Below are 13,413 nucleotides of genomic sequence, written 5' to 3' on the forward strand. Positions count from 1 at the left end.
ATTGTTAATTACAAAACTAAATAAACGTTTCTCTCGTATAATTTTCATAAATACACTCGCATAGTCAGCCACAATAATGTTAAAATCAAAGCAATATGTGAGGAGTTTTACTGCGCTGCTTGTTTGGTATTTATAGCGAGTCATTTTATATAGCTTGCAATAATACAAATAGCGGCGTGGTTAGTACGATTTTTCAGTTTCTTTCCGTTAATGTAGTGCAAGTGCGTATGATCAATATAAAAAAAGGTCTGGATTTACCCTTAGAGGGCGCACCTCAGCAAGTTATTCATGATGGTTCTGCCGTCAAACGTGTAGCTGTGCTAGGTGAAGAGTTTATCGGTATGCGTCCAACCATGCATGTTCGTGTGGATGACCAAGTCAAAAAAGGCCAGGTACTTTTTGAAGATAAAAAGAACCCAGGCGTATTATTTACTGCACCAGCTTCTGGTACAGTAAAAGAAATTAATCGCGGTGCTAAACGTGTTCTGCAATCTGTTGTTATTGAAGTAAACGGCAGTGAGCAAATCACCTTTGGTTCTTTCTCGGAAACTGAGCTTAACAGCTTAGACCGTGAAAAAGCTAAAGAAGTACTAGTTCAATCGGGTCAATGGGTAGCACTTCGTGCTCGTCCATTTAGTAAAGTGGCAGCGTTGGATGCAAATCCGAGCTCTATTTTTGTGACAGCTATCGATACCAATCCACTTGCTGCAGATCCTGCAGTAATTATTGCTGAAAATGCGAAAGCGTTTGAAGCAGGTTTGGCTGTTGTGTCACGTTTAACCGATGGCAAAGTATTTGTTTGTAAGCAAGCAGGTAGTCAAGTTCCTAGTTCACCTATTGCTCAAGTAGAAGTACATGAGTTTGGTGGCGTGCATCCGGCTGGCCTTGTTGGCACTCATATCCATCACCTTGACCCAGTATCTGCTAGTAAGCAAGTTTGGCACATTGGTTACCAAGACGTTATTGCGTATGGTCACCTTTTCCTTACTGGTGAAATTTACACAGACCGTGTGATTTCGCTTGCAGGTCCGCGTGTTAAGAATCCTCGTTTAGTGAAAACACAATTAGGTGCTTCACTTGATGACTTAGTTGCAGGTGAATTAGAAGACGGTGATAACCGTGTTATTTCTGGTTCTGTACTTGCAGGTGCTACGTCGTCTGGTGTTCATGCATTCTTAGGTCGTTACCATGTTCAAGTGTCTGTATTACTTGAAGGTCGCGAAAAAGAATTGTTTGGCTGGATTGCACCAGGTAGTGATAAATTCTCTGTAACGCGTACATTCTTGTCTCACCTTACACCGAGTCGTTTATTTAAAATGACAACGTCTACAGGCGGTTCAAAACGTGCCATGGTTCCACTTGGAAGCTATGAGCGTGTTATGCCACTTGATATTTTGCCAACACTTTTATTACGTGACTTATTGTCTCGTGATTTAGACAGTGCAATTTCATTAGGTGCGCTTGAATTAGATGAAGAAGATTTAGCGTTATGCACCTTCGTTTGTCCTGGCAAATACGAGTACGGCGCAGCCCTACGCGATTGCTTAACTACGATCGAGAAGGAAGGCTAAAATGGGCTTAAAAACTTTCTTAGAAGATATCGAACCGCATTTTGAACCAGGTGGTAAGCATGAGAAATGGTACGCGCTGTATGAAGCCGCTGCGACTATTTTTTACACGCCAGGTTACGTAAACAAAGGTTCAACTCACGTTCGTGATAACATCGACCTAAAACGCATGATGATTTTAGTGTGGATGGCGACGTTCCCTGCCATGTTCTTTGGTATGTTCAATATTGGTCATCAAGCGGCAATCGCGCTTGGTAATGGTTTTGAACTAGCTAACATTTGGCAAGTAGGTTTATTCCAGTTATTAGGCGGTGAGTTAACCGTTGATGCTGGTTGGGGCGCAAAAATGTTCTACGGAGCATGTTTCTTCCTACCTATTTATGCAACAACCTTTATTGTCGGTGGTTTTTGGGAAGTATTGTTTGCTTCTGTGCGTAAGCATGAAGTAAATGAAGGTTTCTTCGTAACCTCTGTATTATTTGCATTAATCCTGCCTGCAACGATTCCTTTATGGCAAGTTGCGCTAGGTATTACTTTTGGTGTAGTTATCGCAAAAGAAATATTTGGTGGTACAGGTCGTAACTTCTTAAACCCTGCGCTTGCTGGTCGTGCGTTTTTATTCTTCGCATACCCTGCACAAATTTCAGGTGACACAGTATGGACTGCCGTAGATTCATTCTCTGGCGCGACTATGCTTGGTCAAGCGTTTGCTGGTACGTTAAATTACGCGACTGATATTGAGCTTTGGTGGAATGCGTTTTACGGATTCATTCAAGGTTCTATGGGCGAAACGTCTACACTAGCAGTGCTTATTGGTGGTTTGTTCCTAATTTATGTACGTATCGCGTCTTGGCGTATCGTGCTAGGTGTATTCCTAGGTATGGTAGTAACCTCATCAATACTAAATACTATTGGTTCTGAAACCAATGCTATGTTTGCTATGCCTTGGTACTGGCATATGGTATTAGGTGGTTTTGCATTCGGTATGTTCTTTATGGCAACTGACCCTGTATCTGCTGCATTTACTGATAAAGGTAAATTAGCATACGGTGCGCTTATTGGCTTTATGGTTATCATGATCCGTGTTGTTAACCCTGCATACCCAGAAGGCATCATGCTAGCAATCTTGTTTGCTAACTTGTTTGCACCTTTATTCGATCACTTTGTAGTGCAAGCTAATATCAAGCGGAGGTTGGCACGTAATGTCTAGTAATAACGAATCAATTGGCAAAACGCTAGCTGTTGTTGTCTCATTATGTTTAGTGTGTGCAGTTATTGTGTCGCTAACGTCTGTGCAACTTCGCCCTCTGCAAAAAGCAAATAAAGCAAAAGATATTCAAAGCAATATCTTAGCTGCTGCTGGTATTGGCAAAGTTGATAACGTTGCAGAAACGTTTGAAGCTAAAATCGAAACCCGCTTTGTTGATATGCAAAGTGGTGAGTTTGCTGAGCCGGTAGAAGATTTCGACTTTGAAAAAAGCAAATACGATGCTGATTTAAGTAAATCTTTAAAAGAGAATGGCATTAAGGACATCGCCGGTATTCAACGTATTACCAAGCGTGCGCCTGTTTACATCTCTAAAAAAGACGATGGCTCTACTGATGCAATCATCCTTCCTATTCAGGGTTATGGTTTATGGGGTTTAATGTACGGTTTTATCTCGCTTGAAAGCGATGGCGAAACTATTAAAGACATTATTTTCTACAAACATAACGAAACACCTGGTTTAGGTGGTGAAATTCAAAACCCACAGTGGACTGCAACGTGGGAAGGTAAAGAGTTACCAATCCAAATCGTTAAAGGGACTGCAGCCGGTGATGAGCATAAGATCGACGGTCTTTCAGGTGCTACATTAACGTCTAACGGTGTTGACCATGCAGTTGATTTTTGGACTGGCGAAAATGGCTTTGGCCCTTTCCTTGCGAAAGTACGTAAAGGAGCATTGAACTAATGGCTGATACTAAAGAAATGAAGGCGGTCCTATTCGGTCCAGTTTTCGCTAACAACCCAATCGCATTACAAGTACTTGGTATTTGTTCTGCGCTAGCGGTAACGTCTAGCTTAAAAAATGCATTAATCATGTCAATCGCATTGACCTTGGTAACTGCATTCTCTAGCCTTTTTATCTCGACTATTCGTAACCATATCCCATCATCAGTACGTATCATCGTACAGATGACGATTATTGCATCATTGGTAATCGTGGTTGACCAAGTACTACAAGCTTTCTCTTACGCTACGGCAAAAGAGTTATCAGTATTCGTTGGTCTAATCATTACTAACTGTATCGTAATGGGTCGTGCTGAAGCTTATGCAATGAAGTCGCCGCCATTAATGTCTTTCCTTGATGGTATTGGTAATGGTTTAGGTTACTCTGTAGTGCTTCTTACTGTTGGCTTTATTCGTGAGTTATTCGGTAAAGGTTCACTGTTCGGTGTTGATATTATTCCATTAGTACAAAATGGTGGTTGGTACCAACCTATGGGTCTATTGATCTTACCACCGAGTGCATTCTTCATCATTGGTTTATTCATTTGGGTACTTCGTACTTATAAGAAAGACCAAGTAGAAGCTAAAGCGTAAGGGGCGATAAGTGGAACATTATATTAGTTTATTTGTAAAAGCCGTTTTTATTGAAAACTTAGCGTTAGCATTCTTCCTAGGTATGTGTACTTTCTTAGCAGTGTCTAAAAAAGTAACTACATCAATTGGCCTAGGGGTAGCGGTTATTGTTGTATTAGGTATTTCAGTACCGGTTAATAACTTGGTTTACCATGCGGTATTAGCACCAGGTTCACTTGAGTGGCTTGGTTACCCAGAAGCGGATCTTAGCTTTTTACGTTTCTTAACTTTCATTGGTGTTATTGCTGCACTGGTGCAAATTCTTGAAATGGCATTAGATAAGTTCTTCCCACCGCTGTACAACGCATTAGGTATTTTCCTACCACTAATCACAGTTAACTGTGCAATTTTTGGTGCGGTAGCCTTCATGGTTGAGCGTAACTATAACTTCGGCGAGTCTGTTGTTTATGGTATTGGCGCTGGTGTGGGTTGGGCGCTTGCAATTACATTACTTGCAGGTATCCGTGAGAAAATGAAGTATTCAGACGTACCAGATGGTTTACGTGGTCTAGGTATTACCTTTATCACTGTTGGCTTGATGGGTCTTGGCTTTATGTCATTCTCTGGTATTTCACTGTAATAATAGCGAGGTCAATCATGGATATTTTCTTAGGCGTTGGTGTTTTTATCGCTATCGTTGTAATACTAGTTTTAATCATCATTGGTGCTAAATCTAAGCTAGTTGCAAGCGGTGACATCATCATCGGTATTAATGGCGATCCAGACAAAGCCATTAAAACATCAGCAGGTAGTAAGCTATTAGGTGCACTATCTGAGTCAGGTATTTTCGTATCTTCTGCATGTGGTGGCGGTGGCTCTTGTGGTCAGTGTCGCGTTCACATTAAAGAAGGTGGAGGTGATATTCTGCCAACTGAACTTGACCACATCTCTAAAGGTGAAGCACGTGAAGGTTGTCGTTTAGCGTGTCAGGTTAATGTTAAAAATGACATGGAAATTGAACTTGAAGAGTCAATTTTCGGTGTTAAAAAATGGGATTGTGAAGTTATCTCTAACGATAACAAAGCAACGTTCATCAAAGAACTTAAGCTACAAATTCCAGATGGCGAGTCAGTGCCGTTCCGTGCGGGTGGTTACATCCAAATCGAAGCGCCAGCTCACCATGTTAAATACGCTGATTTCGATATTCCTGAAGAGTATCGTGGCGATTGGAACCATTTTGGTTTCTTCGACCTGGAGTCAAAAGTAGACGAAGAAACAATTCGTGCTTACTCAATGGCTAACTACCCAGAAGAAGAAGGCATTATTATGCTTAACGTGCGTATCGCTACGCCGCCGCCAAGAAACCTAAGCCTACCATGTGGTAAAATGTCATCGTACATTTGGTCACTGAAAGAAGGTGATAAAGTAACTATTTCTGGTCCATTTGGTGAGTTCTTCGCTAAAGACACAGACGCTGAAATGGTATTCGTAGGTGGTGGTGCAGGTATGGCACCAATGCGTTCACATATCTTTGACCAACTTAAGCGTTTAAACTCTAAGCGTAAAATTAGTTTCTGGTATGGTGCACGTTCTAAGCGTGAAATGTTTTATGTTGAAGATTTTGACGGCCTAGCTGAGCAAAACGATAACTTCGTTTGGCATACAGCGCTTTCAGATCCGCAACCAGAAGATAACTGGGAAGGCTACACTGGCTTTATCCACAACGTGTTATTTGAGAACTATCTTAAAGACCACGAAGCGCCTGAAGATTGTGAGTTCTACATGTGTGGTCCTCCAATGATGAATGCGGCAGTTATCTCTATGCTTAAAGATTTAGGCGTAGAAGAAGAAAACATCTTATTAGATGATTTCGGTGGCTAATACCCAAACTAAATAAATTTAGTTAAAATACCAGCCTCATAGCACTAAGTGTTATGAGGCTTTTTTATATCAACTGATTGAGTTTGGCTTTACCGCTGATTTTAGTTGATACTCTATTTAACCTTTATAAGTAGGCTATTATGAATCGATTAAGTACAGTTAAAGGCGTGGCAGCCTTATTTTTAATCATATCCACGTTACTTATTACCGGTTGTGGCAATTCACAACACAACGAAGAAGCTTACCTTGAAGGTAAAACGATGGGGACAACTTACCACATCAAGTTTTACGCTGAACAAGTGGACCCTCAAGCAGTACAAGCAGAAATAGATGCGGTTTTAGTTGATATTAACCAGTCTATGTCGACCTATATTGAAGATTCAGAAATAAACACCTTTAACCGTTTAGGTGCTAATCAAGTAATGCCAATTAGTGATGATTTTAGAGCGGTTATTGCAGAATCTATACGAATTGGTGATTCAACTAAAACACTCGATGTGACTATGGGACCGCTAATTGATTTATGGGGGTTTGGTCCTGATAAAAAACCAACAAAGCGCCCAACGGATGAAGCACTGGCAAATATGGTCAGTAACATTGGTATAGATAAGCTGGTCCTTAATGAGCAAGGGTTAGCTAAAACAGTTGCTGATTTAGAGCTGTCGTTTTCGGCTACCGCAAAAGGCTATGGTATTGATAAAGTTGCTGAGCTATTACAAAGTAAAGGCATTACAGATTACATGGTTGAAATTGGTGGAGAACTGCGTATTGCTGGTACAAAACCAGACAATCAAGCATGGCGAATAGCAATCGAACAACCTGATGCAAATCCGGGCGAGCGCAAAGTACACCGCGTATTAACACCGGGTAATAATGGCATTGCCACCTCAGGCGATTATAGAATATTTTATACTATGGATGGCGAAACTTATACGCATCTCATTGATCCAATGTCAGGCATGCCGATTAAGCACGACTTAGTCTCTGTTACTGTTTTACACCCAAGTGCAATGACGGCGGACGGTTTAGCGACTGCTTTAACGGTAATGGGCATGGAAAAGGCACAACGCTATGCTGAGCAGCATGATTTACCTGTGTATTTAATTGCGAAATCGGCACAGGGGTTAGTCACCTATTCAAGCCCTGCGTTTAAGCCTTATTTATAGTCTTTAGGTTTATATCCTTATCATGAGGGTATATAATGCAATGAGCTCAGATATGATGTTTGGGCTCATTTTATTGCTGAACAATAGGGGCTAAGCAATGTCACTTTTTTTTCTAACCTTTGGCTTACTTATTTTAATTGTCGCTGCAATGGCGATAGGCATGATAGTACAAAGAAAATCGATGGCGAGTAGCTGCGGAGGCCTAGGCTCTGTAGGTATTGATAAAGCATGTGATTGCGATGATCCATGTGATAAACGCAAAAAGCGTCTAGCCAAAGAGCAAGTATGGAAAGAAAACCAAATTCTTTAAATAGGGTATCCCTGTTTAAACAAAAAACCTCTCGTAGCTCACTACGGGAGGTTTTTTATTTATATCGGCATAAATAAATCACCAGCCGATAAAATAATCGTGTTTTTATCTTGAACAGAAAATTCTCTTTGTTATACTCATGCCCGAACTTTCAGTAAGTTTTGAAAGTTCTATTGATGCGGATCAAAACTAGCTTGGCAAAATAGTGCTAATGCGTTGAGACTGTATTTCATGTCACTGTATAAGGCTTTACGGCTGCAACCTTTTTTGTTGCCACGGTGTACACCGAATTTTGTTATTAGTCATTTTAATAGGTTAATGTTTTTGAACTCACTTTCTTTGTTTCATACCAGCGCTTTGCTTACCTTAGGTAAGTCAGTGTTGCATGAGCGCTTTAAAAAAGCGAAAAAGGGCGTGAGTGTGGCTGTAACATTATTAGTTTTTAATGTCGTTATGTTGCTTAGTGGCGCTATTGAGGATGCCTTTAGGCTTGAAGCATTGGTCAGTGATGGCTTTTTTATAGAGCCATTATTACTGACAATTGCCGAATTTTTAGCTCATCCCATCTTATCGTGTCAGTTACTTATTGGCCTTTGTTGGCTATTGTTCCACATGTTTCCAGCGCGTCGTGCTGGGATAATCCTCCGTAAAGCAGCCTTTGCTTTTAGCGAGGCTAAAGTTCAGCAACCAGTGCAAGCTGCGCATGGTTGTCGTGCTCCACCTAGCTTTACAGGTTGTCTGTTTACCCATTAATTTTATGGGTATAGGTTACACCTGTGGTATCTAATTATTTATTCTTGCTGTAAATAACGATTACTTTCATTGTAGCTTAGTGTTTTTACACACTCTCAGCCAACCATACCTCACCCAAGTTAATTTTTATTGCGTTATATTAATGTGTTTAAAAAAGCTGGGTTGGTTCTGCTAGGTGGTTTTATTAAGCCAGTGGTCAATACTTTACGCTTGCATTCGCTCTGCATTATTGTAATTCAATCTTAATTAACTTGGGTTTTTATCAAATATCGTTGCTAAATATTTTTGGCAGCTAATAAAAACTCTTTAGGTTTTAGGATAGTCCCTTGTTAATTCGTAACCTTTTTAATATTGCTTTAGCTAGTATGGCGCTGATCTTATCAGGCTGTAATGGCGGGGTACTCGACCCAAAAGGGCAGATAGGTATTGATGAGAAAAATCTGATCATCATCGCCACTGTGCTTATGTTGTTAGTTGTGATCCCCGTTATTGTGATGACTTTATATTTTGCTTGGAAATACAGAGACACACAAAACCATGAAATTTACGCACCAAAATGGGCTCACTCTAATAAGATTGAGGCTGTTGTATGGGCGGTTCCAATTGTTATTGTTGTTATTTTAGGTGTGATCACCTGGCAGTCAACGCAAGAGCTTGACCCCTATAAACCGATAGAGGGTAAAGGTGAACATCTTACTGTTGAAGTGGTGTCACTTAATTGGAAATGGTTATTTATTTACCCTGAACAAGGTATTGCCACGGTGAATGAATTGGTATTTCCAGCCAATGTTCCGGTTGAATACAAAATCACGTCAGAAAGCACCATGAACTCGTTTTTCATCCCTCAGTTAGGTAGTCAAATCTACTCAATGGCGGGTATGGAAACTAAGCTGCATTTAATTGCTAATGAGCCAGGCACGTTTAAAGGCTTTTCGGCTAATTACAGTGGCGCGGGTTTTACTGGTATGAAATTTAATGCCATCGCAACGCCAACCAAAGCTGACTTCAACCAGTGGGTTGAACAGGTAAAAACTAACGCTAATAACCTTACTCATGCCAATTATGTTGAGCTTGCAAAAGCAAGTGAGAACAACCCAGTCGCTTACTATGGCAAGGTTGATGACGGTTTATTTCATACCATAGTGATGAAATACATGCAGGCGCATGGCGATATGAATAAAAAACATCATGTCATGGGTAAACATCAGCAGATGAGTAATGAGCATCAAGCAATGGGTAATCATTCAATGCCATCATCACACAGCCAGGGCGAGGAATAATCATGTCGTTTTTAGGTAAATTATCTATAGATGCAATTCCGTTTCATGAACCTATTATCATGGTTACCATGGCGGTGATTGCTGTTGTCGGGCTTATTATAGCTGGGCTAATAACAAAATATAAAAAATGGGGTGTGCTTTGGCGTGACTGGATCACCTCGGTTGATCATAAACGCTTAGGCGTTATGTACATTTTATTAGCACTAATCATGCTGTTTCGTGGTTTTTCTGATGCCATTATGATGCGTGCGCAGTTAGCGCTTGCTACCAGTGGCGCGCCAGGCTATCTGCCGCCAGAGCATTACGACCAAATATTCACCGCTCATGGCGTTATTATGATCATCTTTATGGCGATGCCATTTATGATTGGTTTAATGAATATTGTTGTACCACTGCAAATTGGTGCCCGTGATGTGGCTTTTCCATTTTTAAATAATTTAAGTTTTTGGTTTACTGCCAGTGGCGCCATTTTAATAAATTTATCACTTATATTTGGTGAATTTGCTAAAACAGGCTGGGTTGCTTACCCACCGTTGTCGGAGTTGACCTTTAGCCCTGGGGTGGGGGTCGATTATTATATTTGGGCCTTACAAATATCGGGGCTCGGTACGCTATTAACCGCTGTTAACTTCCTAGTGACAGTATTTAAAATGCGTGCCCCTGGTATGACACTGATGAAAATGCCAATTTTCACATGGGCATGTACGTGGGCAAATATCTTAATTGCGGCATCATTTCCAATTTTAACCGCAGTGCTTGCCATGCTAACGCTAGACCGTTATTTAGATTTCCACTTCTTCACTAATGAAGCCGGCGGAAACGCCATGATGTATATCAACCTGTTTTGGGCATGGGGTCACCCAGAGGTATACATTTTAGTATTACCAGCTTTTGGTATCTTCTCTGAAATAGTGTCGACCTTCACTGGTAAACGTTTATTTGGTTATAAATCGATGGTGTATGCCAGCGGTGCCATTTCTATTCTTGGCTTTATTGTGTGGTTACACCACTTCTTTACTATGGGTTCAAGTGCCAATGTAAATGCCTTCTTTGGGGTAATGACCATGGTCATAGCTGTGCCTACTGGGGTTAAGTTATTTAGTTGGTTGTTTACTATTTACCGTGGTCGCTTGCGCATTACTGTGCCCGTACTGTGGACGCTTGGTTTTATGGTTACCTTCAGTATTGGTGGTATGACGGGGGTATTACTAGCAATCCCTGGTGCCGATTATGTATTGCATAACAGCTTATTTTTAATCGCTCATTTTCATAACACCATTATTGGTGGCGCAGTCTTTGGTTACTTAGCTGGTTTTGTTTTTTGGTTCCCCAAAGCAATGGGCTTTAAGCTTGATGAGCGTTGGGGTAAAGCATCATTTTGGTGTTGGTTAATCGGTTTCTTCGTAGCCTTTATGCCATTGTACGTACTCGGCTTTTTAGGCATGACTCGTCGCTTAAATCACTCTAATAATCCTGATTGGAATATCTGGCTTTATATTGCTGCAGTGGGCGCCGTGATTATTATGTTCGGTATTATTTGCCAAGTTATTCAGCTTTATGTGAGCTTTAAAAACCGCGAAGCGCTTGATGATACCACCGGCGATCCTTGGAACGGTCATACCCTTGAATGGTCAACGTCATCACCACCACAATATTATAACTTTGCTGAAATCCCGCATGTTGATGATATTGATACATGGACTGATATGAAAGAAAAAGGCCTAGCTTATCAAGGTAAATCTAGCTATAGCCCAATTCATATGCCAAAAAATACCGCATCGGGTGTGCTTATTGCTGCGAGTTTAACGGCGTTTTGTTTTGCCATGATCTGGCATATTTGGTGGCTAGCAGGGCTTGGTTTTATTGGCGCGATTGCGCTGTTTATTAACCGTGCTTACACCAGCGATGTAGATTACTACGTGCAAAACGATGAAATATTACAAATAGAAGGCGCGCATATTGCCAGTAATACGAAGGAGGTAAGCGCATGAGTACGTTATCTGCAACTCAAGGCCATGTAAATTTAGAGCCTCATAGCGTAAGTCATACGCATGAGCATCACGATACCTCTGGCGATACAATCTTTGGCTTTTGGCTTTATTTAATGACCGATTGCCTTTTATTTGCCTCATTTTTTGCAACCTACGCAGTGCTTTATATGAACACCGCAGGTGGTGTATCGGGCAAAGATATTTTTGAGCTTGATTTTGTTGCCGTAGAAACTGCGGCGCTACTTATTAGTAGTATCACTTTTGGTTTTGCCATGATTGCCGCTCAAGGGCAAAAAAAGGCGCTGACGCTTGGTTGGCTCGCGGTCACTTTTTGTTTAGGCGCGGTGTTTATTGGCATGGAAATTTATGAGTTCCATCATTTAATTGTTCATGGCAATGGCCCACAGCAAAGTGCTTTTTTAACATCGTTTTTCTCATTAGTGGGTTTGCATGGTTTACATGTAACTGCAGGCCTTATCTGGATGAGCATAATGATGATAGAAGTGATCAAGCGCGGTTTAGGTAAACAAACCGTCACGCGCCTAAGTTGCTTAAGCTTATTTTGGCACTTTTTAGATATTGTGTGGATTTGTGTATTTACTGTTGTTTATTTAATGGGAGCAATGTAATGAGCCATAGCGAAACGCATGCTTTAGCGCAAATGCAAAGCCAACATCATGATCAGTCACACGGCAGTGTAAAAACCTATCTTATTGGTTTTGTCTTGTCAGTGATTTTAACGGCCATTCCATTTTGGATGGTGATGGAGGGCGATTTTTCAAAAGTCACCACGCTTTGGAGTATCGTTACTTTTGCAATCGTGCAAATTTGGGTGCATTTAAAATACTTTTTACACCTTAATTTCACCACCGATGAAGGCAAAGCGAATACCTTTACCTTCTTGTTTAGCGCGTTGATCATCGTCATGGTGGTTGGACTGTCTGTTTGGATCATTTATGAATCAAACGCAATGATGATGTATTAGAGGTTTCAGATGTTTCGTCGTTATTTAGCTGTTACTAAGCCAGGTATTATTATGGGGAATTTGATCAGCGTTGCCGGTGGTTTTTTACTTGCCGCCCGCGGTGATATAGACCCATGGTTAATGTTGGTTACCTTGGTTGGTTTATCGCTTGTTGTTGCATCGGGATGTGCCATAAACAATGTTATTGATAGAGACATTGATGTTGCTATGGCACGTACTCGCTCACGTGTAACTGTAACGGGCGAAATGTCTGCAAAAGCCGCTTTAAGCCATGGCGTGTTATTAGGGCTAATTGGCTTTGGCTTATTAATCGCCTTTACCACGCAAGTGGCGGTATTTTTTGCCGCCTTTGGCTATGTCATTTATGTAGGGGTGTACAGCCTCTACATGAAACGCAACTCTGTTTACGGCACCTTTATAGGTAGTCTGTCGGGCGCAGTTCCACCTGTTGTTGGCTATTGCGCCGTTACGGGTGTGTTCGATATGGGTGCATTAATACTGTTGGTGATGTTTAGTTTGTGGCAAATGCCGCACTCATATGCGATTGCTATTTTTCGCTTTAAGGATTACCAAGCCGCTAATATTCCAGTATTACCCGTGGCGCAAGGTGTTAACAAAGCTAAGCGCCATATTGTGCTTTATATTGCAGTATATGCTTTAGTGGTGATGCTATTGCCAATTAGTGGTTATACCGGTGCTGCCTTTATGGCCGTTGCTTGTATCACTAGTTTTTGGTGGTTACTCATGGCACTTAGAGGGTATCGCTACAACATAGACACCACCCGTTGGGCACGCCAAGTGTTTGCGTTTTCTATTATTAATATTACCGCTTTGAGTATTGCCATGGCTGTAGATTATCAAACAATTGCGCCACAATTAGTTGCGCTAAACTGATCTTAAACGATCAATGAACCGA

Annotated in this window: 14 protein-coding genes; all 14 read left to right on the plus strand. The window is 41.1% G+C overall.

Going from position 1 to position 13,413, the window contains the following annotated elements; genetic code table 11:
* Nucleotides 1-227 precede the first annotated feature (227 nt).
* The 14 genes from KK487_RS04190 to cyoE all read left to right on the plus strand — a co-directional run bounded on the left by KK487_RS04190 (nt 228) and on the right by cyoE (nt 13,391).
* Nucleotides 228-1,571 carry a Na(+)-translocating NADH-quinone reductase subunit A gene (locus tag KK487_RS04190; protein WP_215521989.1) on the plus strand — a complete coding sequence of 448 codons (1,344 nt, stop codon included), beginning with the start codon at nt 228-230 and terminating at the stop codon, nt 1,569-1,571.
* A 1-nt stretch (nt 1,572) separates the two neighbouring features.
* Nucleotides 1,573-2,778: an NADH:ubiquinone reductase (Na(+)-transporting) subunit B gene (locus tag KK487_RS04195; protein ID WP_008111893.1), complete on the plus strand. Its 1,206-nt coding sequence runs from the start codon at nt 1,573-1,575 to the stop codon at nt 2,776-2,778.
* Entirely contained in the window at nt 2,771-3,520 is a 750-nt protein-coding gene (locus tag KK487_RS04200; protein WP_024601889.1) for a Na(+)-translocating NADH-quinone reductase subunit C, read from the plus strand. The genes KK487_RS04195 and KK487_RS04200 overlap by 8 nt, the downstream gene beginning before the upstream one ends.
* Nucleotides 3,520-4,152: an NADH:ubiquinone reductase (Na(+)-transporting) subunit D gene (locus KK487_RS04205; protein ID WP_006791491.1), complete on the plus strand. Its 633-nt coding sequence runs from the start codon at nt 3,520-3,522 to the stop codon at nt 4,150-4,152. Before KK487_RS04200 ends, KK487_RS04205 begins: the two co-directional genes overlap by 1 nt.
* Before the next feature lie 10 nt (nt 4,153-4,162).
* Complete coding sequence (gene nqrE, locus KK487_RS04210; RefSeq protein ID WP_006791490.1) at nt 4,163-4,771, plus strand: NADH:ubiquinone reductase (Na(+)-transporting) subunit E; 609 nt, start codon at nt 4,163-4,165, stop codon at nt 4,769-4,771.
* 17 nt (nt 4,772-4,788) lie between these two features.
* Nucleotides 4,789-6,012 (plus strand): NADH:ubiquinone reductase (Na(+)-transporting) subunit F, encoded by a 1,224-nt coding sequence (nqrF, locus tag KK487_RS04215; protein ID WP_013464349.1) that lies wholly within the window; start codon nt 4,789-4,791, stop codon nt 6,010-6,012.
* Nucleotides 6,013-6,152: 140 nt separating this feature from the next.
* Nucleotides 6,153-7,178, plus strand: a complete 1,026-nt coding sequence (locus KK487_RS04220; RefSeq protein WP_215521990.1) for an FAD:protein FMN transferase — start codon at nt 6,153-6,155, stop codon at nt 7,176-7,178.
* A 97-nt stretch (nt 7,179-7,275) separates the two neighbouring features.
* Nucleotides 7,276-7,488, plus strand: coding sequence for a (Na+)-NQR maturation NqrM (gene nqrM, locus KK487_RS04225; protein WP_010391098.1), 213 nt, complete (start codon nt 7,276-7,278; stop codon nt 7,486-7,488).
* 324 nt (nt 7,489-7,812) lie between these two features.
* The gene (locus KK487_RS04230; protein WP_013464351.1) at nt 7,813-8,241 is read left to right on the plus strand and encodes a hypothetical protein; all 429 of its coding nucleotides are present in this window, start codon (nt 7,813-7,815) and stop codon (nt 8,239-8,241) included.
* A gap of 326 nt (nt 8,242-8,567) precedes the next feature.
* Nucleotides 8,568-9,521, plus strand: coding sequence for a ubiquinol oxidase subunit II (gene cyoA / locus KK487_RS04235; protein ID WP_013464352.1), 954 nt, complete (start codon nt 8,568-8,570; stop codon nt 9,519-9,521).
* A gap of 2 nt (nt 9,522-9,523) precedes the next feature.
* The gene (gene cyoB, locus KK487_RS04240) at nt 9,524-11,512 is read left to right on the plus strand and encodes a cytochrome o ubiquinol oxidase subunit I (protein WP_024601893.1); all 1,989 of its coding nucleotides are present in this window, start codon (nt 9,524-9,526) and stop codon (nt 11,510-11,512) included.
* Nucleotides 11,509-12,141 carry a cytochrome o ubiquinol oxidase subunit III gene (cyoC, locus tag KK487_RS04245; RefSeq protein WP_008111916.1) on the plus strand — a complete coding sequence of 211 codons (633 nt, stop codon included), beginning with the start codon at nt 11,509-11,511 and terminating at the stop codon, nt 12,139-12,141. Before cyoB ends, cyoC begins: the two co-directional genes overlap by 4 nt.
* Complete coding sequence (gene cyoD / locus KK487_RS04250) at nt 12,141-12,497, plus strand: cytochrome o ubiquinol oxidase subunit IV (protein WP_013464355.1); 357 nt, start codon at nt 12,141-12,143, stop codon at nt 12,495-12,497. The genes cyoC and cyoD overlap by 1 nt, the downstream gene beginning before the upstream one ends.
* A 9-nt stretch (nt 12,498-12,506) precedes the next feature.
* Entirely contained in the window at nt 12,507-13,391 is an 885-nt protein-coding gene (cyoE, locus tag KK487_RS04255; protein WP_013464356.1) for a heme o synthase, read from the plus strand.
* The last annotated feature ends 22 nt before the right edge of the window (nt 13,392-13,413 follow it).

The sequence above is a fragment of the Pseudoalteromonas sp. SiA1 genome (assembly GCF_018732205.1).
Classification (GTDB): Bacteria; Pseudomonadota; Gammaproteobacteria; order Enterobacterales; family Alteromonadaceae; genus Pseudoalteromonas; species Pseudoalteromonas tetraodonis.